Source organism: Propionimicrobium sp. PCR01-08-3, from assembly GCF_030286045.1.
Taxonomy (GTDB): domain Bacteria; phylum Actinomycetota; class Actinomycetes; order Propionibacteriales; family Propionibacteriaceae; genus Brooklawnia.
This window is the reverse complement of sequence record NZ_CP127390.1, coordinates 2,575,160-2,596,190: the sequence shown is the minus strand read 5'-3', so window position 1 is coordinate 2,596,190 and position 21,031 is coordinate 2,575,160. Positions and strand designations below refer to the sequence as shown.

23 protein-coding genes, 1 tRNA gene and 1 riboswitch are annotated in these 21,031 nt (G+C 64.5%); of the genes, 5 read left to right on the top strand and 19 right to left on the bottom strand.

The annotated features are described in order from the left end of the window. Nucleotides 1-7: 7 nt before the first annotated feature. Together QQ658_RS12035 and QQ658_RS12030 are read right to left on the bottom strand one after the other, a co-directional pair. Complete coding sequence (locus QQ658_RS12035) at nt 8-694, bottom strand: response regulator transcription factor (RefSeq protein ID WP_286025078.1); 687 nt, start codon at nt 692-694, stop codon at nt 8-10. Beyond that, complete coding sequence (locus QQ658_RS12030) at nt 691-1,893, bottom strand: sensor histidine kinase (protein WP_286025077.1); 1,203 nt, start codon at nt 1,891-1,893, stop codon at nt 691-693. Before QQ658_RS12030 ends, QQ658_RS12035 begins: the two co-directional genes overlap by 4 nt. Nucleotides 1,894-2,128: 235 nt before the next feature. On the opposite strand from QQ658_RS12030, the gene srmL reads away from it, so the two are divergent. Further along, nucleotides 2,129-3,247 carry a PheS-related mystery ligase SrmL gene (gene srmL / locus QQ658_RS12025; protein WP_286025076.1) on the top strand — a complete coding sequence of 373 codons (1,119 nt, stop codon included), beginning with the start codon at nt 2,129-2,131 and terminating at the stop codon, nt 3,245-3,247. Here the strand turns inward: srmL and QQ658_RS12020 are convergent. The 5 genes from QQ658_RS12020 to QQ658_RS12000 all read right to left on the bottom strand — a co-directional run bounded on the left by QQ658_RS12020 (nt 3,217) and on the right by QQ658_RS12000 (nt 7,464). Then, nucleotides 3,217-3,816, bottom strand: coding sequence for a GNAT family N-acetyltransferase (locus tag QQ658_RS12020; RefSeq protein ID WP_286025075.1), 600 nt, complete (start codon nt 3,814-3,816; stop codon nt 3,217-3,219). The genes srmL and QQ658_RS12020 overlap by 31 nt on opposite strands. A gap of 149 nt (nt 3,817-3,965) precedes the next feature. After that, nucleotides 3,966-4,817, bottom strand: a complete 852-nt coding sequence (locus QQ658_RS12015; protein ID WP_286025074.1) for an alpha/beta fold hydrolase — start codon at nt 4,815-4,817, stop codon at nt 3,966-3,968. 150 nt (nt 4,818-4,967) lie between these two features. After that, a complete protein-coding gene (locus QQ658_RS12010) occupies nt 4,968-6,461 on the bottom strand; it encodes a peptide MFS transporter (protein ID WP_286025073.1) in 1,494 nt (497 codons plus the stop codon). A 387-nt stretch (nt 6,462-6,848) separates the two neighbouring features. Next, nucleotides 6,849-7,247, bottom strand: a complete 399-nt coding sequence (locus QQ658_RS12005; protein WP_286025072.1) for a type II toxin-antitoxin system VapC family toxin — start codon at nt 7,245-7,247, stop codon at nt 6,849-6,851. Further along, the gene (locus QQ658_RS12000) at nt 7,234-7,464 is read right to left on the bottom strand and encodes a FitA-like ribbon-helix-helix domain-containing protein (RefSeq protein ID WP_286025071.1); all 231 of its coding nucleotides are present in this window, start codon (nt 7,462-7,464) and stop codon (nt 7,234-7,236) included. The genes QQ658_RS12005 and QQ658_RS12000 overlap by 14 nt, the downstream gene beginning before the upstream one ends. A 277-nt stretch (nt 7,465-7,741) precedes the next feature. Here QQ658_RS12000 and QQ658_RS11995 point away from each other — a divergent pair, with 277 nt between their 5' ends. Both QQ658_RS11995 and QQ658_RS11990 read left to right on the top strand, forming a co-directional pair. Continuing rightward, on the top strand, nt 7,742-8,263 hold the full coding sequence (locus QQ658_RS11995; RefSeq protein WP_286025070.1) for a hypothetical protein: 522 nt from the start codon (nt 7,742-7,744) through the stop codon (nt 8,261-8,263). Continuing rightward, complete coding sequence (locus tag QQ658_RS11990; RefSeq protein WP_286025069.1) at nt 8,260-8,574, top strand: transcriptional regulator; 315 nt, start codon at nt 8,260-8,262, stop codon at nt 8,572-8,574. Before QQ658_RS11995 ends, QQ658_RS11990 begins: the two co-directional genes overlap by 4 nt. Before the next feature lie 49 nt (nt 8,575-8,623). Here the strand turns inward: QQ658_RS11990 and QQ658_RS11985 are convergent, their stop codons facing one another. After that, nucleotides 8,624-8,896: a hypothetical protein gene (locus tag QQ658_RS11985; RefSeq protein ID WP_286025068.1), complete on the bottom strand. Its 273-nt coding sequence runs from the start codon at nt 8,894-8,896 to the stop codon at nt 8,624-8,626. Nucleotides 8,897-9,005: 109 nt separating this feature from the next. Further along, nucleotides 9,006-9,093, bottom strand: a tRNA-Ser gene (locus QQ658_RS11980). 217 nt (nt 9,094-9,310) lie between these two features. Between QQ658_RS11980 and QQ658_RS11975 the strand changes: the two genes are divergently transcribed. Further along, nucleotides 9,311-10,294: a universal stress protein gene (locus tag QQ658_RS11975; protein WP_286025067.1), complete on the top strand. Its 984-nt coding sequence runs from the start codon at nt 9,311-9,313 to the stop codon at nt 10,292-10,294. Nucleotides 10,295-10,702: 408 nt separating this feature from the next. Here the strand turns inward: QQ658_RS11975 and hemL are convergent, their stop codons facing one another. The 10 genes from hemL to QQ658_RS11925 form a co-directional block, all read right to left on the bottom strand. Continuing rightward, the gene (gene hemL, locus QQ658_RS11970; protein ID WP_286025066.1) at nt 10,703-11,998 is read right to left on the bottom strand and encodes a glutamate-1-semialdehyde 2,1-aminomutase; all 1,296 of its coding nucleotides are present in this window, start codon (nt 11,996-11,998) and stop codon (nt 10,703-10,705) included. A gap of 118 nt (nt 11,999-12,116) precedes the next feature. Continuing rightward, nucleotides 12,117-13,103 (bottom strand): porphobilinogen synthase, encoded by a 987-nt coding sequence (hemB, locus tag QQ658_RS11965; RefSeq protein WP_286025065.1) that lies wholly within the window; start codon nt 13,101-13,103, stop codon nt 12,117-12,119. 181 nt (nt 13,104-13,284) lie between these two features. Continuing rightward, a complete protein-coding gene (locus QQ658_RS11960) occupies nt 13,285-13,653 on the bottom strand; it encodes a fluoride efflux transporter FluC (protein WP_286025064.1) in 369 nt (122 codons plus the stop codon). Nucleotides 13,654-13,786: 133 nt separating this feature from the next. Next, nucleotides 13,787-14,239, bottom strand: coding sequence for a fluoride efflux transporter FluC (locus QQ658_RS11955; RefSeq protein ID WP_286025063.1), 453 nt, complete (start codon nt 14,237-14,239; stop codon nt 13,787-13,789). A 136-nt stretch (nt 14,240-14,375) separates the two neighbouring features. After that, nucleotides 14,376-14,906 carry a universal stress protein gene (locus QQ658_RS11950; protein ID WP_286025062.1) on the bottom strand — a complete coding sequence of 177 codons (531 nt, stop codon included), beginning with the start codon at nt 14,904-14,906 and terminating at the stop codon, nt 14,376-14,378. Beyond that, nucleotides 14,903-15,781: a uroporphyrinogen-III synthase gene (locus QQ658_RS11945; protein ID WP_286025061.1), complete on the bottom strand. Its 879-nt coding sequence runs from the start codon at nt 15,779-15,781 to the stop codon at nt 14,903-14,905. Before QQ658_RS11945 ends, QQ658_RS11950 begins: the two co-directional genes overlap by 4 nt. A gap of 178 nt (nt 15,782-15,959) precedes the next feature. Next, nucleotides 15,960-16,868, bottom strand: a complete 909-nt coding sequence (gene hemC, locus QQ658_RS11940; RefSeq protein ID WP_286025060.1) for a hydroxymethylbilane synthase — start codon at nt 16,866-16,868, stop codon at nt 15,960-15,962. Next, a complete protein-coding gene (locus QQ658_RS11935; protein ID WP_286025059.1) occupies nt 16,865-18,094 on the bottom strand; it encodes a glutamyl-tRNA reductase in 1,230 nt (409 codons plus the stop codon). Before QQ658_RS11935 ends, hemC begins: the two co-directional genes overlap by 4 nt. A 57-nt stretch (nt 18,095-18,151) precedes the next feature. After that, nucleotides 18,152-19,297 carry a thiolase family protein gene (locus QQ658_RS11930; protein ID WP_286025058.1) on the bottom strand — a complete coding sequence of 382 codons (1,146 nt, stop codon included), beginning with the start codon at nt 19,295-19,297 and terminating at the stop codon, nt 18,152-18,154. Continuing rightward, nucleotides 19,294-19,950 carry an acyl-CoA synthetase family protein gene (locus tag QQ658_RS11925; protein WP_286025057.1) on the bottom strand — a complete coding sequence of 219 codons (657 nt, stop codon included), beginning with the start codon at nt 19,948-19,950 and terminating at the stop codon, nt 19,294-19,296. The genes QQ658_RS11930 and QQ658_RS11925 overlap by 4 nt, the downstream gene beginning before the upstream one ends. Before the next feature lie 196 nt (nt 19,951-20,146). On the opposite strand from QQ658_RS11925, the gene QQ658_RS11920 reads away from it, so the two are divergent. After that, nucleotides 20,147-20,458, top strand: coding sequence for a hypothetical protein (locus tag QQ658_RS11920; RefSeq protein WP_286025056.1), 312 nt, complete (start codon nt 20,147-20,149; stop codon nt 20,456-20,458). Between the two features lie 410 nt (nt 20,459-20,868). After that, a riboswitch (cobalamin riboswitch) is annotated at nt 20,869-21,014 on the top strand. Nucleotides 21,015-21,031 lie beyond the last annotated feature (17 nt).

Genomic DNA, 21,031 nt, shown 5'->3' with positions numbered 1-21,031 from the left:
AGGCGGCTCACCCGAGCGGGTGATCTTCGTCTCTGAGTTTTTCCCCGGGTTGCACGAGGCCATGCTCGTACGCCCAGATCACGACTTGGATCCGGTCGGAGAGGCAGAGCCCCGCGAGCACTGCCTTCACGTGCGTCTTCACTGTGTTGTCGCTGAGGAACAGCTTCGCGGCGATCTCACTGTTGGAGGCGCCGCGGGCGAGCAGAGCGAACACCTCCTGCTCGCGCGGGGTGAGCGGGTCGAGGAGGCCGTCGGTCGGCAGTACCTGGCGGCGCACGTGTGTGAGCAGCGCTGCGGCGGCACGTGGGGCGACGGCCGCATCTCCGGCGGCGACCCGGTGCACGGCATCGCACAGCTCTGCCGGCCGGGTGTCTTTGGTGAGGAAACCGCTGGCCCCGGCACGGATCGCGGCGAACACGTACTCGTCGATATCGAAGGTGGTGAGAATCAGCACCCGTGTGTGCGGACTGATTCGGAGAACCTCCGCGGTGGCGGCGATGCCGTCCATCCCCGGCATCCGGATATCCATGAGCACGACATCGACACGGTGCGTGCGGATAAACCCGATTGCGGCCGCACCATCGTCGACACCGCCGACCACAGTGATGTGTGGGTCCGCTCCGAGCACCGTGGCCAGTGCTTCCCGGAGCAGAACTTGATCATCGGCGAGGAGCACCGTACTGGGTGTGGTCATGAGGTCACCTCCGTCGGGAGTACAGCTCGCACGCACCAGCCGTTGCTAGTGCTGACATCGAGGGTGCCTCCAGCACGCTCGACTCGCTCGGCCAATCCGATCAGACCGGTTCCTTCGGCGTCGGACGGTTCTTTCACTCCGCTGCCGCCATCGTCGCGCACAGTGATCACGACCGCGGTGTCACTCCAGTCGACGGTGACCTGGATACCTACCGGCGGTTTCACATGGCGGATCGAGTTCGTGACTCCTTCTTGGACGACGCGGAATGCAGCCAGGTCCGCGTCAAGAGCAAGACACTCCGGCATACCCTGGGCGGTGAGTGTGATCGTGTGCTCTGTGCTGCGCGCGTTCTCGACAAGGGTGCCAACGGCAGCGATCCCGGATGTTGGGGTGAGCGGTGCAGCGTCCGATTCGTCGAGGGTACGGATCATGCTGCGCAGGCCGCGCATGGCTTCGCGACCGGTCTCGGCAACCTTTTCCAGCGCAGCGTCGCCCGTAGGTGTGATGCCCGAACCGTCAGCCCCGATCACGATCCGTGCGGCTTCCGCCTGCGCGATCATCACGGTCAGGGCGTGCGAGACAACATCGTGCAGGTCGCGACTGATCATCGTCCGCTCTTCGGCCACGGCGCGCCGCATCGATTCCTCCACTCGGCTGGCCTCAGCACGGCGGTACCGTCGCGTGAGCACGCCGAGCGCCCAGGCTGCGACCACCCCGGCGACCAACGTAGCGCCCTCGAACAGCAGCCACATAGGATCCTGCTCGCCAGTCTGGCCGGCACTGGCCACAGCGATGACCCCGGCTCCGACAAGCCCGACTACCAGTGCAAGGATCGAGATCCGGCGACCCTCTCCCGATGCGAGTTTCCACACCAGGAGCAGGTACACGATGCTGGAGGGCAGCATCGCCGCGCTTCCTATCCCCGGGATCACCGTGAACGCGAGGACGAGCATCAGCACCGATCCCGCGGCGAAGGCGACCGTAGGGCGCCAGGCGCAGAGGAGCCCGGTCGCGTGCAGTGCGACGCACACACCGATCAGCCACGCGGCTTCGCCAGAGGGGATCGATGCGGACGGCGCCTGGACGAGCCCGACTACTGATAGTGGCAGTGCGAGGATCGTCATGATCGCGGCAGCGACGACCTCCCCCGATACGGCCCGCGGGGGCCGCCGAGTCGAAGACGCGTCACTGAACCTCACGATTCCAGTATCCGGGAGATCCGTTCTCGCTGCATCACCCGGACGGGTGACGCGACGCACCGATGCAGGCTGCTAGATTACGTGTCATGCGCTATCAGCAGCGATTTCTCAACCCCCGGCCGGAGAACGGCCGCGGGGTTCTCGACGTGCGTCAGTAGCTCACCGGGACTCCGCAGGCGCGGCCGGGGAAGTTTCGTTCTTCTCGCTCGCCCGCAAACTTTCTGGAGACTCTCTCATGCCTCATGCCGACTACCTGACCCCCGATGAACTGCACCGCTCACTGACACTTCGTGACCTGACCGATCCCGACCAAGGAGAGCACGCGATCCAGCTGCTTCTGGACGCTGTCGTCTCCCGGCTTACACGCAAGTGGGGCAGCACCGTCCGCATAGTGCGCAGCTCGCCCATCGTGTCGATCACGGCGAACTACGATCGCCTCGGCTACGACCCCGGGGACGTAACACGCGATCGCCGCTATACGCGATACCTCAGCCCGACGACGATGCTGCGAAGTCACATGAGTGCGGAACTGCCGGCCGCTCTGGATGCATATGCGGCAAGCCATGACGTCGATGAGTTGATCGTCGCGCCGGGACTGGTGTACCGGCGCGACACCGTCGATCGTAGCCATGTCGGGGAGCCCCATCAGGTCGACCTGTGGCGCATCCGCAGTACGGGTCACACCAGCGATGAAGAGATGCTCAGCATGATTCAGGAACTGGTCGACGTCGTGCTGCCGGGTGCCGAGTGGACGGTCACCCGAGCCCAGCACCCCTACACCCTCGGGGGCCGGCAGATTGATGTTCGGCATGAGGGGCAGTGGCTCGAACTCGCGGAATGCGGTCGTATCCATCCCAGCGTCCTGCGCGGTTCCGGTCTCGACCCCGAGCATTGGTCGGGCCTTGCACTAGGCATGGGACTTGAGCGCGCCCTCATGCTCCGCAAGGCGATCCCCGACATCCGCTATCTTCGTGCGAATGACCCGAGAGTCAGCACGCAGATGCTGAACCTGGAGCCCTGGCGGAGCGTGTCGTTGCTCCCATCGGCCAGGCGCGACATCTCCGTCGTTGTCGAGAACGAAGCTGACGAAGAAATCATCGGGGACCGGATCAGGACTGCGCTCGGAGACGAGGCGGACGTGATCGAGTCGGTCGACGTGCTCGGCCGCACCGCGCATGAAGACCTGCCCGAGGCCGCACGCTCACGTTTGCAGACCAGACCCGGACAGGTCAACTTGTTGCTGCGGATCATCCTCCGTCCGATTGACCGCACGCTCACCGCGGACGAGGCCAACATGCTGCGCAACATCATCTACCGAGCTGCTCATCGCGGCCCGGTGATGGAGATGATCTGAGGCCAGGGGTGAGTCCAGTCCGCCTTCGTGATCTCGTAGGTGACTTCACCGAGTTCACTTCCGGGAAGCGGGTCGTCCCAGTCGCGGACTTCGGTTGCGATATGTTGCATCCCGATTTTCTCCATGACTCGGCGCGAGGGAGTGTTCACCGCCATCGTTTCTGCCCAGGCGCGATCCAGCCCGACAGTTTCGAAAGCGTAGTGCAGCAGGGCAGTGGCGCCTTCGGGTGCCAGACCCTTGCCCCATTGTGAGCGCAGCACCCGCCAGCCGATCTCCGCTTCGCCGAGCTTCACGCCATCGCCGGGCTCGGAATCGCTTCGACCGAGGTCCCACCATCCGACGAAGCTATCGTCCACGAATCCGACCCACCAGCCGAGGCCCGCGGCATCGGCGATCTTTTCGGCGCAGCGCGGAGCCCAGAATTCGTCGCTTTCCGCAGCGGTCCGGGATCGGCCAAGTAGATATCGCATCACCGCAGGGTCAGTGTCCAGCTCACGGTGTAGTGGCAGATGCTCGGGCGTCATCGGTCTCAGCTCAAGACGTTGGGTCGTGATGACAGGGCGCGTCATGATGGCTTCCTCCGATCAAGATACTGCGTTACGTCGATGCCTTCTGTTCGGGACGACGGTCGTGGTGGGTCGCCGCAGCAAGTGAGATCGTCACGGTCACGAAGAAGGTTGCATCGATAATGCTCGCGCATGCGTCTTGCTGGTTAGTATCACTCCCGGCGTTGAGTCGCCTCAAGCACGGCCTGCGCGCGCGTCCACAGCAAAGCGCCACCGACCCCGGGGATAACCCGCCTGCGGGCTCCGCGAATTCGTTGTGCCAAGATCTGTCCATGATCGGGCGAGTGGCTTTGATCTTTCTCCCCGAACAGCACCGTCACCGGGATACGGATCTGATCAAGCGACAGCGCCCAGGGCCGCATAGCGATGAGAGTGTCGCGAACGTACCCGGCACCGCCGTTGGCAAAGCCCTCCTCCAGAGCCTCCCGGTAGAGAGACAGGAATCTGCGATCGGAATAAAGCGCCCGATCCGAATGGCACGCTCCTGCAAGGACCATCTGCTCCATCGCCTCGGGGGTGAAGGACTGAAAGACTCGGGCGGCTTCGGCGGGGTGTTCGTCCGCGAGCACGGCCAGCTGCGCGGCCTCTGCGGGCAGCATCGCTTGTATCGCAGGGTGCGCGACCTCGTCGGCAGGTGACACGAGTACCAACTGCGAAGCCCAGCCGGCTACGGCCGCTCCCAACCCGAACACGCTTCCCTGCGAATTCGCAACGACCGGAACCGACGGCTCGCCGATGGCGGCCTCGACGAAGACGCGATAGTCGTCAACGGTGGTCGCGAGCGTGCGCTGCGCATGCAGGTCCGAACCCTCCATGCCGGGACGATCCATAGTGAGCAAACGGACGTGAGCACTATCGAGTAGGTCTTCTCCGAAGCACATGCTCTTTCCGGTACCAGCACCAGCGATGAACAGTACCGGGGCGCCGGTGGCGGGCCCGAACGACCTTCCTGTCAGCACGCGTCCATCGGCCGCATGAACGACAAGCTGAGACGGATCCTGCATGCTGTCACACTAGCGCCACGCATTGGGGGGCTGCGATTCTTTAACTTCAGGCCGGAGGATGTCCGCGGGTTCTCGACGTGTATCAACTGCACACCGGATCTCCGCGGGTGATTAGTGGAGCCAAGTGTTCAGTGATCGCCGAAGCGAGACCTATTTCACTCCGCGCATCAGACGCACGATCGGCTTGCGGGCCAGGAACAACACGACGCCTACCACGATCGAGCCGCCGCCGACACCCAGGAAGTAGGGAATCTCGTTGGTGGTGTCGTAGAGCGACGACAGTGTTCCGGCCATCGCCGAGCCGAGCGAGACCGACAAGAAGTAGAGCGCCACCATCTGCGAGTGGTAGGCGTTCGGTGCCAGCTTTGTCGACAGTGATTGCCCGACCGGCGACAGGCACAGTTCGGCGAGGGTGAAGAAGAAGAGGATCAGCACGATCGCCCAGAACGGCACGGTGCCGTCGGCGCCTCCCGCGAACGGGATGAAGAGCAGGAAGGCGACACCCATGATGACGGTGCCCAGCGAGAACTTCACCGGCGCGGTTGGCTGACGGTCGCCCAGCGTCGTCCACAGAGCCGCGAAGACACCCGCGAAGATGATGATGAAGACCGGGTTGATCGAGTTGACCACGCTCGGCGGCAGGTCCATCCCGAAGACGTGGCGGTTCAGCCGCTGGTCGGAGTAGATCGCCATGACGGTGAACTGCTGCTGGAACAGTGACCAGAAGACCGAGGACGCGATGAACATCGGAATGAACGAGAAGACTCGGCTGCGTTCGTCCGACTCGACGTTCTTGCTGGTCAGGATGACGACGAACAGCACGACCGCGGCGATCGAGGTGAGCACCACGACGATGGTCGACAGGTATTCGGCCTGGATCAGGCCGGAAACGATGATCGCAATGAGAACAGCCAGGACGACGACCAGGCCAATCGTCCAGTTGCGCTTCTCTTTGGAGCTGAGCGGATTGGTCGGCTTGGAGCTCGCCTCACTCAGGGTGTGGTGGCGCATCGCGATGTATTGAATCAGGCCGGCCGCCATGCCGACCGCAGCCAGGCCGAAGCCCCAGTGGAAGCCGCGCCAGCCCCACAGCGCGCTGGTGCCGAGCGGGCCGATCAGGGCGCCGATGTTGACGGCCATGTAATAGATCGAGAAGGCGGCGTCGCGGCGGTTGTCACCAGGCGAGTAGAGGTCGCCCAGGGTCGTCGAGGTCGTGGTCTTCAGCGATCCGGCGCCCACCGCTACGCAGATCAGACCGATCGCGAGCCCCGGGATGCCGGGCAAGAAGGCCAGCGCCAGGTGGCCGATCATCACCGAGACGGCGGACGACAGCAGGGTCTTCTCGGAGCCCAGCACCCGGTCGGCGATCCAGCCACCGAGCACGGACGAGAGGTAGACCAGGCCGCCGTAGGCGCCGACGATCGATGTGGCTGCCATCTCCGACAGCCCGAGCCCGCCGTCGCTGACCGAGTAGTAGATATAGAAGGCCAGCAGGCTCTGCATGCCGTAGAAGCTGAAGCGCTCCCACAACTCGACGCCCGCCAGGTTTGCCAGGCCCCAGGGGTGCCCGAAGAAGCCGCCATGCCCCTTGGACGCGTCGTTGCCCGCGGAAGCCGGCGTTGATTCGGAAGTGGTTGATGACACGATGTCATTCCTCGTCTGTGACCCTGTGGGTCGTCGTCTAGGTTTGCCGCAGTTTTTACCGCGAACCCGCGGCAGATTATCACGATCCGTGCGCTAAAGACAGAGCAGGGTGCGGCGTCACCGCAAATACTCACGTGTGCGCGGGCTGTTGCAGAGTCTCGATCCAGGCGTCTGGCCAGAGCAGCACTTAGCCCGGAGTTATATATCCTTGCGGCTGTGTTGGGGTGAGTGGGTCGAGCTGCCTGATGCTCCGCGTGAAGGTAGACCGGCCGCATCCTCGGAGTTGGGCGCTGGTTATGTGTCTGGCTGCTTCGTCCGTTCTCGTGCGGGTGTTTGGAGCCCATGACGGGGTCAATCTGCCCCCGAGTCTTGCTTCGATAAGGAGACTCAGCGACAGCGGATGGTTTCAATCGTGCAGCGGGGCCCGTTCGCCCTGGCCAGCCGGGTGTCTCCGGTGAGCAGGGTTGCGTTCAGGAGTTCGGCTAATGCGACGTAGGCGGCGTCATAGGTTGTCAGGTCGTCGCGTAGCTCCCAGCAGCGGTCCAGGAGCCTGACGTGTTCGACTCGTTGCATCGGAAGCGCCTGCAGATCTGCTATGGCCTGTTCGGCCCGTTCGGGATCAAGCAGATGCCCACGGACCAGCCCTCGCCAGACCGACACGACTTCCAGGTCGATCAATGCGGGGGCGGCAAGCGTTTCACCGCGGAGTCTGCCGCGCGCGGCATCACCATCCGTACCGTCGTCGGTCAATGCCACCGCCAGCACGCTGGCATCAATGACCAGCACGCTCGTCCCTCACTGCCAGGGCGGCATCCTCTAATGACAACCTGCCCCCTGCGTGCGTGGCGACCGTGTCCATTACCTCATCGACTGTTGGCTGACCGGCCTCTGCGATCAGTTTGGCCAGCAGGTATTCCTGCAGCGATTGATGCGCCTTGGCTGCCCGCTGCTGAAAGACGGAGTGCGTCTGCTCAGGCACATTCTTGATCTGGATGTTCGGCATGGAGCCATTATGGAGCCGCTAGTGCTGGGACTCAAAGAGTGAGCGTGGTCTGGCGCGCTCGTCGAAGTGGTGAGGTCAATCATCTGACCGTCAAGCTGAAGAGCAGACTGCCCCCTCGTCGGAGCTGGTCTATGCGCCTGACTGGTTCGTCCGGCCTCGTGGGGACGCTTAGATCCGGTGATGACGGGGCCAAACTGCCCCCAAATCTTGGCTATGGAACTGGTCTCGGTCACTTGCCCTGATTGCACGCGAGTGGGCTATGTTCGAGGTAAGTTAGTTGAACAATCGTCAACTAACTGTCGAGGTCATGATGGACGAGAAGCGGCAGATCTCGCGCGAGGACGCGCAGGCCAGCCTGGATACTGTTGCTCAAAGCAGGGACAAAGCGGCGAAAGTGAAGGCGCGTCCGGTCTGGTTGGACGCCTCGTTTTGCGTCGGGGTCGGAATCGTGATGGTAGTGGCGAATATCGGCCCGAAGTTGCCGTCAGTGCCCATAGCGCTGGGATGCCTGACGCTGATCGCCATTGTGTATGCCCTGGCCAGCCGCCGATGGGTGAGGCGCAAGGGCCGCATTGTTGATGAGCGATCGGTCGGCAAGAACATGCTGATGTTCTTGATGGCGTATGCCCCTATCGTTTTGTCAGGGATGCTGAGACCCGACGACGGGTGGTCGCTGCCGGTGTCGATTGGTGTTGGCGTGTTCATAATGATCAGCGGTTTCGCCTACCTGCGATTGGACGAGCGGTACCAGGCCCGTCGGCTGGCCGCCGGTGACTACGACCCATACGACTTGGTATGAGCTGGGAGCCAATCACGCCGCGCTTCGATGAGCTGATTCACATGCCGACGAGACTGAGAATCACGGCCGCTTTGGCGACGGCTACCGATATGGAGTTCAACGCCCTTGAGGAGGCGCTGCAGATCTCGACGTCCCTATTGTCGAAGCAACTCCGAGTCCTCGTTGACGCGGGATACGTCAAGCTCGACAAGCGTCCCCAACGGACAGGTCGTCCGCGCACCTGGGTCAGCTTGACGACGGCCGGACGACGCGCCTACTTGGGACACATCAAGGCGCTGAAGGAACTCATCGGTTCGGATGAATACCGATGAGGGCCTGGATGAAATCGTTCGTCAGTAGGAGTGGTCGGCCATCAGAGAGTCAGCGCAAACCTTCTTGTGATTCATTCAGGATCTGGGCGAGTGTCGTACGGCGATCTTCGGGCCAGCCCATCGGATCGGCTAGGTCCAGTTCTCCTTGTTGGATGGCCCACCAGAGCGTATCCGCGATCGAGCAATGTCCACAGGTGCGCGGTGAAATGACGCCCCACATGCCCATTCGTGGCGGATAATCCCAGCCGGAGTCAAACGCTTCGTCCGGGGTGAGCAGCGCCGTGGTGCCGCACACCTCACACCGATGTTCAAATGCACCCATGCCGCCATTGTGTCAGGCACGACTCCCGAACTTCCGCAAGTCGCGAGCGAGGCGTCCTCCGCGTTCTGACAAGCAGAAATCCTTCACCAGATTGGTGAAGGATTCGACTTGGCGGAGGATACGAGATTCGAACTCGTGAGGGCGTGAACCCAACCCGCTTTCCAAGCGAGCGCCATAGGCCTCTAGGCGAATCCTCCGCCGAGCATCCTAGCCGCAACCCCCAAGCGGACGCCAACTTGCGCGTAGTGCTTCGTCCGCGGTTGCCCTCGGAAGAGAACCCAGGGCCTCGCTTCTCTCGATCAGCGTCGCCGTGTTCGGGCTTTGCCCTCAACCGTTTCGCTTCCTCGCGGTAGGCTTGAGGGTCATCAGGGCGCCGTCCCTGGTGCGAGGCAGCGCATATCGAGGAGGGCAATGATGTCTGAAAAGCTAGAAACTGCTGGTCGCTGGGTCGTCGGAACCGACGGCTCGTTGCGCGCCGAGAAAGCGGTGATGTGGGCGGCAAAGCACGCGTCCGAGCGCACGACACCAGTGCCTTTGTTGATCATCCACGCCATTCCGGAGTCGCCGATCCCTTCGCGTGAGGCGGCGGCCGTCGCTCAGAGTGAGGGGCGCTCCTATGCGGAGATGGTCCGGGACAAGGCGAAGAGGATCGTCGGTGATGTCGCCGAGCGGGTCCGCACCGAGTACCCGAAGCTTCAGGTCGAGACGGCAGTGGTCGAGGGACATCCGGCGGACATCCTCGCCGAGGCGGGCAAGGATGCTGACCAGATCGTTGTCGGTGCCCGTGGTTCCGGCGCGCCGGCGCTGGTGAAGATGCTCGGTGGCACGTCTGATTACGTAGTCGCCCAAGCGCAGGGCGCGATTGCTGTGGTGCCCGATCAGGCCGAGGATCACGAGGGCGCCCCGGTCGTCGTCGGTTTGGACGATTCGCCGCAGGGCAACTTGGCCGTTGCTCGCGCATTCCAGGCAGCATCGCTGCGAGGCGTCCCGCTGATCGCGATCACGGCCTGGGACTACGGCCCATACGACGCGTTCAATGCCGAACAGTGGGAGTACAGCATCGACGACATGACCAAGATGATGGTCGAGGCCGCCGATCAACTGATCGCTGACAAGGTGAAGGAGTTCCCGGATGTGCAGGTCGAGGTGCGTGCCGTACGCGGACGCCCCGAGGCCGCGTTGATCGAGGCATCCCGGACGGCCGGCCTGGTGGTGATCGGATCTCGTGGACGCGGCGGCTTCGCGCGGCTGCTGCTCGGCTCCACGAGCCGGCACGTACTGCGCGAGTCCTACTGCCCCGTGGTGATCACCCGCGCTGTCGGCGGCTGGAAGGATCAGAAGGGACGCTCGGGTGCGGTTCCGGTGGACCCCTTTCCGCCCGCAGCAGGATTCCGCTGATGCGATTCTTGAGATGGAGATCAACCGTTCGCAGCGGGTGATCCGGTAAGGGTCTGGCAGGGAATCGGTGCGTCGAGTGCGACACGCAGCAGTCATTCCCTGGCGGCCTTAGAGCTTGACCAGAGGGTCTTAACAGACCGAACCGGTGGAGTTGGACCTATCCAACTCCACCGGTTCTTTGTTTCTCGCCTGAGTTCTGCCCATCTAGCGTCTCTGCCAGGTGGGCTGGCCTCGCGTTCCCCCACGCTCAACGGCTTCCAACCCGCTCGCGCGATTCGGCGCAGCCTGTTTGTTGGCCTCGCGATCTGGGCAAGCTCGATTGCACTCGGCCCTCCTCAGGGTGCCGCCCAATACGCCCACGACGGATGCCGGCAAAGCAGCCTCCGAAGGACTCTCCCGACACGGTGATCAGCCGCGTGCGGCCGCCTTCGCGGCCTTCGGTAGGGCGGCCGCCAGCACGTCGAACTCACGATCGCCCAGGGCGTCCGAGACGAACCAGGCCTCGAACGAACTCGGTGCGATCCAGACGCCTTCGTCCAGCAGGGTGTGGAAGAAGCGTCCGAAAGCTGCGGTGTCTTGAGTCTTGGCCGAGTCGTAATCGGTGACCTCGTCCGCGGTGAAGAAGACGCTGAACAGGTTGCCCCAATTGTTGATCCGGTGCGGCACGCCTTCGGTGCTCAGCGCGTCGGCGATCAGCGCACGAAGCCGCTCGCTGGCCCTGTCCAAATGCTCATAGACCTCTGGCGTCGCGTTCTCCAGAGTCGCCAACCCGGCAGCGGACGCAACGGGGTTTCCGCTCAGCGTTCCCGCTTGATAGACCGGTCCGGCAGGGGCCAGCAGATCCATCAGCTCGGCACCACCGGCGACCGCCGACATCGGCACGCCACCGCCCACGACCTTGCCATAGGTGAGCAGATCGGGTGCCCAGCCCTCGTCCTTGACGGCAGCACCGAAGTAACCGGTCGGGCCGACCCGGAACCCGGTGAGTACCTCGTCCATGATCAGCTTCGCGCCGTGGCGGCTGCAGATCTCTCGCAGGCCCTTGTTGAATCCCTCGGGCGGCACGATCACGCCCATATTCGCGGGCACCGCCTCGGTCACCACCGCGGCGACCTGACCGTCATCGGCAGTGAATGCCTCTTCGACCAGGTCGAGGCGTCCATAGGGCAGCACGATCGTGTCCGCTGCGGTGCCCCTGGTCACTCCGGGAGAGTCAGGCAGCCCGAGCGTCGCCACCCCCGAACCCGCCGCGGCCAGCAGCGAGTCGCTGTGCCCGTGATAGCAGCCGGCGAACTTGATGATCTTGTCGCGTCCGGTCGCCCCACGGGCCAGCCGCACCGCCGTCATCACGGCCTCGGTGCCGCTCGAGGTGAACCGCACCCGGTCGACCGGCTGCACCATCGTCACGATCTTCTCGGCCAGCGCCAGTTCGGGCAGGCAGGGCGCTCCGAAAGAGGACGAGCGCTCGGCGGTGCGCTGAATGGCCTCCAACACGGCCGGATGCGCATGCCCCAAAATCATCGGCCCCCAGCTGCCGACCAGATCGACGTACTGCTTGCCTTCGGCGTCGGTGATCCAGGCACCCTCGGCCTTCGCCGCGAATCTCGGCGTCCCGCCGACGGCGCCATAGGCGCGCACCGGTGACGAGACGCCGCCGGGCATGACGTTCTTGGCGCGGGCGAAGAGTTCTTCGTTGCTGGTCATTTCTTCAGTCCTTTTTGAGATGTGGCGCGAATGGGGTCGGCTACCGCCAGTGGGATACGCGGGACGAGTGCCCGGATGACGGTCGAGCCAAGAGCGGGAAGGCGGTGACGGTTGCCGCTCATGACCTGTCTGAGCGGTCATTCAGCCAGTCGGCAACTTCGGTCGCCCAGTAGGTCACGATGATCGAACCTCCGGCCCGTTTCACGCTGGTCAGCGCTTCGAGAATGGTCTTCTTGCGGTCGATCCAGCCGTTCGCCGCGGCTGCCTCGATCATCGAATACTCGCCCGACACGACATAGCTGGCTACCGGGATGCTCACCTGGGCGGCGGTCTGGGCCAAAATGTCGAGATAGGGCAGACCGGGCTTGACCATCACGATGTCGGCGCCCTCGTCCACATCGAGCTGCACCTCGCGCAGTGCCTCGACGCCGTTGGCCGGGTCCATCTGGTAGGCCTTGCGGTCACCCTGCAGCGACGAGTCGACGGCTTCGCGGAAGGGCCCGAAGAAGGCGGACGCGTACTTCGCGCCGTAGGCCATGATCATCGTGTCGGTGAATCCTTGCTCGTCAAGAGCGGACCGGCAGGCAGCAACCTGGCCGTCCATCGCCCCCGAGGTGCCGACCATGGTCGCGCCCGCGCGGGCCAGCACGAGTGCCATCTCCTGATAGCGGACGAGGGTTGCGTCGTTGTCGACACGTCCGCCCGGGGTCAGCACGCCGCAATGCCCGTGGTCGGTGAACTCGTCCAAACACAGGTCGGCGATGATCGGCATATCGGGCACGGTCTCGGCCAGTACCCGCACACCCTTGGCCAAAATGCCGTCGGGATTGGTGGCCTCGGAACCGGTGGCGTCCTTGTGCAGCGGGATGCCGAAGAGCATAAGCCCGCCGGTGCCCGCCGCTGCCGCTTCGAGGGCCGCCTGGGCCAGGCTTGCGAGAGTGTGCTGGTGGACGCCCGGCATCGCGGCGATCGGGCGGGGCTCGTCCAGCCCCTCGACGACGAACATCGGCAGCACCAGATCGGCCGGATCAACCCTGGTCTCCGCGACCAGCCGCCGCACGGCAGCGCTCTGACGTAACCTGCGGGGACGCTGAACAAGGGACAAGACGGGCTCCTTCACGATTCAATAAACGCTCCCCATGAGCATAGAACGTGAGCTTGTCGTGCTGATAAGTGGTTGCAGCAGCCACTACGGCAAGAGATCAAAGTGTTACGGACGGGCGTTCATCGCGCAGGGGCAAGGCAGTCAAAGCGAGGGCTCGTAAGGGCCAAATGGATGGGACGACTTAGCCGAGCAGTCGACCCAGGACGATGCCCCCGAGCGCGGCCGCGAGGCTGATGGCGAACATTGCGGCGCCCAGGCCGAGGGCGGCGAGGTGTCGTCCGGATCGCACCAATCTCGCCAACTCGACACTGGCGGTGCTGAAGGTGGTGAAGCCGCCACAGAACCCCACCCCGGCTATCGCTTTCACATCAGCCGGACCACCTGCTGCGATCCAGCCCGTCAGAAGTCCGAGGATGAACGAGCCGATGGCGTTGATGGTGAAGGTGGCGAGCGGGACGGGACCGCGGACGCGTCCGGTGAGCCAGCCGTCGAGGGTGAACCTGGCACCGGCGCCGAGTCCGCCGCAGATCGCCACCCAGAGCGCGATCATGATCCGCTCCTCGAATAGTGACCCTGCGATGTCCGCGGAAAATCGTGGGTGTTGAGCGAACGTGTCGCAGTGATAAGCCTGAATCCGCCGTTGGGCGCGCAGTAAACGGGTGGATTGAGAATAAGGTCTAACGTCATCGTCGTTGACCCTTCTGAGCTAGCGTCCACCGGGTTCCGATCATCGCCAGGTAGGCGACGGCGAAGCCGAGGGCGATACTGATCGCCGCGTAACAAAACGCCGCTATCAGGTGACTGGTCTCGCCCAACCGCACGGTTTCCAGAACGAAGGTTGAGTAAGTGGTAAATCCGCCCAAAACTCCGGTGCCGAAGGTCAGTTGCAGTTTGCGGCGCTTCTCCTCGTCCGCGATCAGCAAGGTGAGAAGCTCGCTGAGCAGCCCGAGCAGAAACGCTCCGGAGATGTTGATGGCGAACGTCGCCCAGGGCAGTAGATGATCGCCGGACGCAGTGAACGCGTTCTCGATCGCATTGCGTATCGCGGTTCCGCAGGCGCCGCCTACCATCACCAGAATGATCAGTAGTGGACACAAGTGAGGCGGTCTCACCTGCGGCGTTCGGTTCTCGGTCATGCGCCGGTGATCCCGAGGCAGTGGCCGAGCGTCCGGCTGGTGGCGGCGGCGTGGCCGATCTGGGGCCGATCGACTGGTGCCACTTGGTAACCACGCGTCGGCGAATCCGGGCTGTGCGAGCTGGTTGGCGTGATGCTCATTCGAGAGGGATCTTCCAGTCGACGACCGTGGTCGGGATTATCAGCACCGGACGATGTTGATGGTGCGCCAGATGCCTGCCGAGCGTCCCCTCGAGAAGCCGCTTCACCCGGCCGCCGCCCGGACGCCTGGTGCCGACCACGATCATGCTGGCGTCCACGGCCCTGGCCAGGTGGGTCAGGGCACGGTCGGCGCGCCCGGCCAGATAGCGGAATTCCCAGTCAACAGGAGAACTCAGCAGGGTGTTGCGCAGCGCAGCAATCAGCTTGTCCCGCTTGGCCTGCCAGATCTCGTCGCCGGAGAAGTCCGGATCGAGACCGCCGTGCTGCACGGTGCCGTCGGGAAACTCGCGCTCGGTGATGCGCTCCGGGTCGGCGTAGGCGAAGTAGACCTTGGCGTGCAGGGTCTCGGCCAGCCTGGCCGCAGTGACGACGACGATCTCGGGCTGGCCGGGTTCGATGCCGACGACCAGCGCATTCCTGGCGAACGGCGTGATGCGTTCGACGCCCGGCTGCGGTGTCTCGTTCATGACTCAAGCATGCCCCTGTCTGAGCCACTGCGCTGGGCGACGGCAGTGGCGATCGCGTCCGGATTGGTGGAATCGATCTCTACCGGACGCCAGCCGAGTTCGCGGCAGCGCGCAGCGGTGATCGGGCCCACGGCGAACACGGTCAGCTCGGAGGGAAGCTCGGGTGCCAGCGAAGCCAGAGCGGACGCGGCGCTGGGTGAGCGCAGCAGCACGCCCCCGAGTTTCGTCAGATCGGGCAACCGGACGCCCGGGATGGGCACGGTGTCATAGATCGCTGCCTCCAACACATGCCAGCCCGCCTCGCTCAGCCCGTCGGGAAGGAGCCGCCTGGCCCGTGCCGAGTGCGGGAGCAGCACAGTTGGGCGCGAAGTGCCTTCGCCATGTTCAAGAAGGAATGCGAGAAGGTGTTCGGCGCTGATGCCCGGTGGGGTGACGATGCACTCACGGGCGAATTCGGGGAGCGAGGATGCCGTGCGTGCTCCCACGGTCGCTATCTTGAGGCCATGTGCCAAGCCCTCGGCGAGTAGTGAGTCCAACTCATTAATGGTTCGCTGCCACATCTCCCAGGTGCGTGGCGAGGTCACCACGACCCAGGTTGCCGAACCAGTTCCACCAGTTGCCTGGCTATCAGGCAAGCCGGCAGAGGCCGGCTTTGGCTGATTCAGGTCAGGGCTCAGATGGTCATTGGCTAATCCGGACTCGGTAGACGATAGCGACCCTGCGCTCAACCGCTTGGCCAGTTCCCTTGCCGGGTCCGGATCGGCGACCGGAACGACCTGCAACAACGGGCAGATAACCGAATCGATGCCTGCCGCCGCGAGCGCCTCGGCATCCGACCGATTGTGATCGGGACGCACCAGAAGAATCGGTCTCATGGATTCACCGACATCCCGAGCCTGCAAAAGAAGTTGAGATCAGCCGAACTATGCATCCGGAAAGAGTGCCTGGTGACGAGCGTGTGAAAGGGCCAAATGCCGGGTTCGGTGCGATAGCCACAGTGCTGCGAAGCCGATGCCGTCTTTCGGACGATAACCATCGATACCACGTTGGCTACTAGCCCATCTGGTCCAAGAGCTCGTCGCAGATCGACAGGCCCAGCGCCCGGGCCTCGTCCTCGGTGCTGACATGGCCGGTACGCGAAATGCGGTCGTAGACGATGCCACGATGGGCGGTGACCTCGACCACCAGATTCATACGGTCGTCGTGCAGCCAGCTGGCCAGTGCTCCGACCGCGGTGGTGCAGGTGGCACCGATGCCCGCGAGTATGGCGCGTTCGGCGACCACTGCCAGCCGGGTGTCCTCATTGTCGATAGCAGCCATCTCGGCGGCAAGTTCTCCGGTGCGGCATTCGACCGCCAGTGCTCCCTGCGCCGGGGCGGGGAGCAGCGTGCCAGGGTCGATGTATTCGGTGATGGCATCTTCGTGGCCCAGCCGCAGCAATCCGGCGGCGGCGAGCACCGCTGCGTCCACTTCGCCTTCGGCAACCTTGCGCAGCCGGGTGTCGACGTTTCCCCTGATGGGGACGATTTGCAGATCGGCCCGGGCGCGCTCGATGCCGACCGCGCGCCTGGGGCTGGAGGTGCCCACCTTCGCACCGGCGGGCAGGTCCTCCAACCGGACGCCGTCACGCGAACACCACGCGTCCCTGGGGTCGGATCTGCGTGGAATCGCGGCGATGGATAGCCCCGGAAGCGGGGCACTGGGCAGGTCCTTGAAGGAGTGCACCGCCAGGTCGACGCGTCCATCGAGCAGCGCATCGCGCAGCGTGGCCGCGAAGGCTCCCGGACGCGAGGGCGCGTCCAGGGGGATTGACACGTCATCGCCCTCGGTGCGGATGATGGTCAACTCGACCTGCCGGCCCGTGGCCTCGTTGATGGCCTCGGCCACCATCTGGGATTGGGTGCGGGCGAGCAATGAGCCGCGCGTGCCGAGTTTGAGTGGTGCAGTGTTGGTCGTGCTCATTGTCCGGTCACCTCGATTCCGAAGACTTCCTCCAAGGCTGACATGAAATCGCCGAGCTCGCCATTGCGAGCGGATTCTTGGGCGCGCACGCTCGGCTGATGCAGCAGGGTGTTGGCGACCCTGCGCAGCGAGCGGGCGACCAGGGCCGTCTGCTCGGGGGAGTTGTGGGCGGTCACGTCGCCCAGTTCCTGGGCGACGATCTGATTGACGTAGGAGCGCACCGCCACGATCGCGGGATCAGCCAGCCTGGTGCGCTCCGCCTGCAGATAGTTCTCGACCGCCACATCGATCAGCTTGCGCGCCCGTTCCAGCGACTCCACATGGTCATTCGGCGTGCACTGGCCGACCACGTCGAGGTCGATGAGGTCGATGCCGGGCGTGGTGGCGAGCTCGGGGGAGACGTCTCGTCCGAGCGCGAGATCGACCACGGGCAGAAGTTCGGCAGCCTGGCCGCGGGCCTCGGTCAGCTGGCGTGAGGTGAGGTGATAGGCGGTGCGGCCGCGTCCGCTGCAGGCGATCAATGCCTGGGTGGTGCCGAGCGCGGCCGGAAGTTCGGCATCGGTGAGCGGCGTGACCGGATGGGTTGTGGCGAAGGCGGCCGCGCGTCCGGACGATGAGTAGACCGAAACCTCGGCACCTCGCCGCAGCAGATCGGCGGTGACGACGCCCGCGTAGGCGCCGGTGCCGATCAGCAGCGCTTGCTTGCCACGCAGCGCGCCATGCCTGGATTCGGCGAGATCGAGAGCCACCGAGGCGACCGATCGTCCCATCGCGCCGAGCATGGTGGCATTCGCGACCTGCTTCGACGTGCCCAGCGCCATCTGAAAGAGCCGGTGCAGCGGGGGAGATGCCTGCTCGGACGAACGGCGAAGCGCCTTGCGCACCTGGCCGGCGATCTCGGCCTCGCCGACGACCATCGAATCCAGCCCGCAGGCCACCTCGAACAGATGCCGCACCGCGTTGCGCAGACCATAGACATCGGTTATCGGAGCCAGATCGGGAACGCCGGCCTTGCCGAGCAGATCCCGGGCCAACCGGACGGTCTGGTGGAAGTTCTCCGAATCGACAAAAAGCTCGCAGCGATTACAGGTGGCAAGCGTGATCAACCCATGGACGCCATGGGCCTCGCGTAGCTGCTCGCCGGCCCGCTCGGCCGCTGCGGTGAATTGGGTCAGGGCATCGGAACTCACCTGGTGATGGCTGAGACCGATGGCTAGGACTGGCACGGTGCTTAGCGTATAGCTTGAATCGTCAACGGTGCGTGGCGGGATCCTCGTCCGGGCTCACTGACAGACCTCGACGGCCACGGCGGTGCCCATGCCTCCGGCGATGGCGATCGCTGCCAGTCCCCGCCTTCCTCGGCCCTGCCGCACCAGCTGAGTGAACAGCCGGGTCAGCAGTATGGCGCCGGTTGCCGCCCAGGGATGTCCGAGCGCCAAGGCACCGCCCTGGAGGCAGTTGCGGTCGTCCGCGATGCCGACCGCGTCCAAACACGCCAGGACCTGGCCGGCGAATGCTTCGTTGAACTCGATGGCGTCGAAGTCGGCGGGGCCGAGCCCGGTGTGCCGGTAAAGCTTCTCGACCGCGGGCACGATGCCGAATCCCGGACGAGCGGGTGTGCCGCCAACGGTCACCATGTCGAGGATCCGCAAGCCTGGGACGCCCAGCCTCGCGTGGGTCTCGGCGTCGGCCACCATCACCAGGGATGCGCCGTCATTCACTCCGCAGGAGTTCGCAGCGGTAACCGTGCCGTTCGCGCGGAAGACCGGGCGGAACCTCGCCAGCCGTTGCTCGGTGAAGCCTCGGCGGGGACGCTCGTCGTGGCCGACTCCCGCGATGGGCCAGATCTCGTTGTCGAAGATGCCGTCATCAATGGAGCGCACGGCACTCTGGTGGGAGCGCGCGGCATAGGCATCCTGCCGGTCACGGCCGATCTGCTGCTCGTCGGCGAGCAGATCGGCGGCCAGTCCCATCCCTGGGTCGTCCAGGCGTTCGGGGACGAATGGTGCTTTGGTGAACTCTTCGAGGTCTTCTGCCGGAGTGTCGGTGCTGGCGCCCGGCCAAAACGTCCTCGGCTGAGTGGACGCGGACTGTGCTCCGCCGGCCAGGATGATCCCCGCGTCCAGGGCGAGGGCACCGCGGGCACAGGCCACCGCAGCCAGGCCGGCGCCACATTGCTGGTCGACGGTCAGACCGGTGACCTGTTGCGGAAGCCCCGCGTCCAGGGCGCAGTAGCGGGCCAGGTTGCCGCCCGGCCCGCGCAGATTGCCCAAGATGACCTGGCTGATCTGTTCGGGGGCGGGGCAGCGCCGAGCTAGTTCGGCTATCAGGGGAGACGCCAGCTGGTCGACCGTGACGGATTTCAGTGCCCCGTGCTCGGTGCCGATGGGTGTGCGGATCGCATCGATGATGACCGGGAGATCGTTCACGAGGGCCTTTCCTCAACAGTTGGCTGGGTCCGGTGTCGCCGAATGAGTGAAATCAGTTTGTCTTCGTCCACTTTGCCCGCCGGGGTGAGCGGTGGTTCGCCAATCACGGCCCACGATCTGGGACGCTCGGCCGGAGCCAGATTGGCCTGGGCCCAACCGCGCAGCTTCTGGACGTCGGCCGGCCGCGTGAGCGCGCAGCCCAACACCTTGCCCAGGGATTCGTGCGGGATGCCGACCAGATAGACCTCGCCGCGGGCCTGCTCGCGCAGCCGTCCGGCAAGCGAGGTCAGCTCAATAGTCACGCCACCGGTGGTGATCGAACCGTCGCGTCCGTCGATGTGCAGGCGGTCGCCCAGGAGTGAGCCGCGATCGCCGATGCTCACGAAGCCGTCGTCCGAGGCCTGCCACGGGCCCACCGGCGAACCGGGAGCCGGACCGTCGGAGACCCAGGGGGAGCGTACCCAGATGCGTCCATCGATGATGCGCGCCTCGACCTGATCGAACAGGTGCAGGTCATCAAGGCAGCTGCCCCACGCCACCAGCGAAAGTTCGGTCGCGCCGTAGTAGTGCTCAATCCGCAATCCGGCTTCGAGCGCCTCGTCACGTAGTTGGCGACTCAAGCCGTCACCCGCCACCAGCACAGTGAGGTGCATCGAAGTCGGTAGCCCTGGTTGGGTTGCGTTTTCGGGCTGGCGTGGAAGGCCTTTGTGTCGATCAGTGGATTGCTCTGCGCCTGCCATTTTCGCAGATCGGGCTGGGAGAGCTTGAGGGTTGTTGTCTGAACCTGCAAAGCGTCCTGGAGTTGCAAACCGCCCGGAACGCAGCGCCCGGGCCAACCCGGATGGTGTCATGGTGCAATGCGTGGCACCTTCGGGATCGGCTGACCACGAGGCGCCCACCCAGTCGGCCAGGCAGGCGGCGAAAAGGTCCATGGTCGCGCTGAGCGGACCGGGGATATGGAATCTGCCGGCCGGGGTCAACCCCAGCCTCGCGGCTGCCGGGGCGAATGAATCCACCCATGAGTCGGTGCTGCGCCAGATCGTCCGCGGTGTTCCGGTGGTTCCTGAGGTGTGCACGGCGATCTTCAACCCACGTCGGTGGGCGTCCCAGAAGGCCGCAACCGGGTCAGCGGCCGCAGCGACATCGACCGTCTCTCGGTAAGGGGATGCGGAATCGAGGGGGCTCGGGTCAGGGGTGGTGGCTTCGCTGGGGCTTGAGTTGGCAGCCGCATGACTTGCGTCGAGATCCCTGTCCGTCGGGTTGGTGGTCGCATGGCCTGTGTAGAGATCCCTGCCCGCCCTGGCGGCGTCAGCACTCATGATCATTAACACTGTTAAGGAAAGTCATCGAGCCTGAGTATAGGAGCATAGTGATCGAAGTGCAGAGTGGGGACACATGTGGAGGGCGTGCGAAATCTTCCGCGATTCGCTGCAGAACGCGGCGATTGGGCTGCTTGGATCGATCTAGCCCAACAGTTGCGGAAGGTTTCGCACGGGCTGAGGACCTGGCCGATGAAAAGCCGGTGCTCATCTGCAACTCCGGAGCGCGCATTGTGGCGCGTCCGGCAGGGGCGATAAGCTGACCGGGCCGGTCAGCTTGACCGGAGTGAGGTGCCATGCGAAAGCCGGTGAGATTCCGGTGCTGTCCCGCAACGGTGGTCCGCTCGCTGCATAAGCAGCGTGTGGCAAGCCCGGTCGACTGGCCCTCGCACCCTGCAGCGAGGGCTCCCGGCAG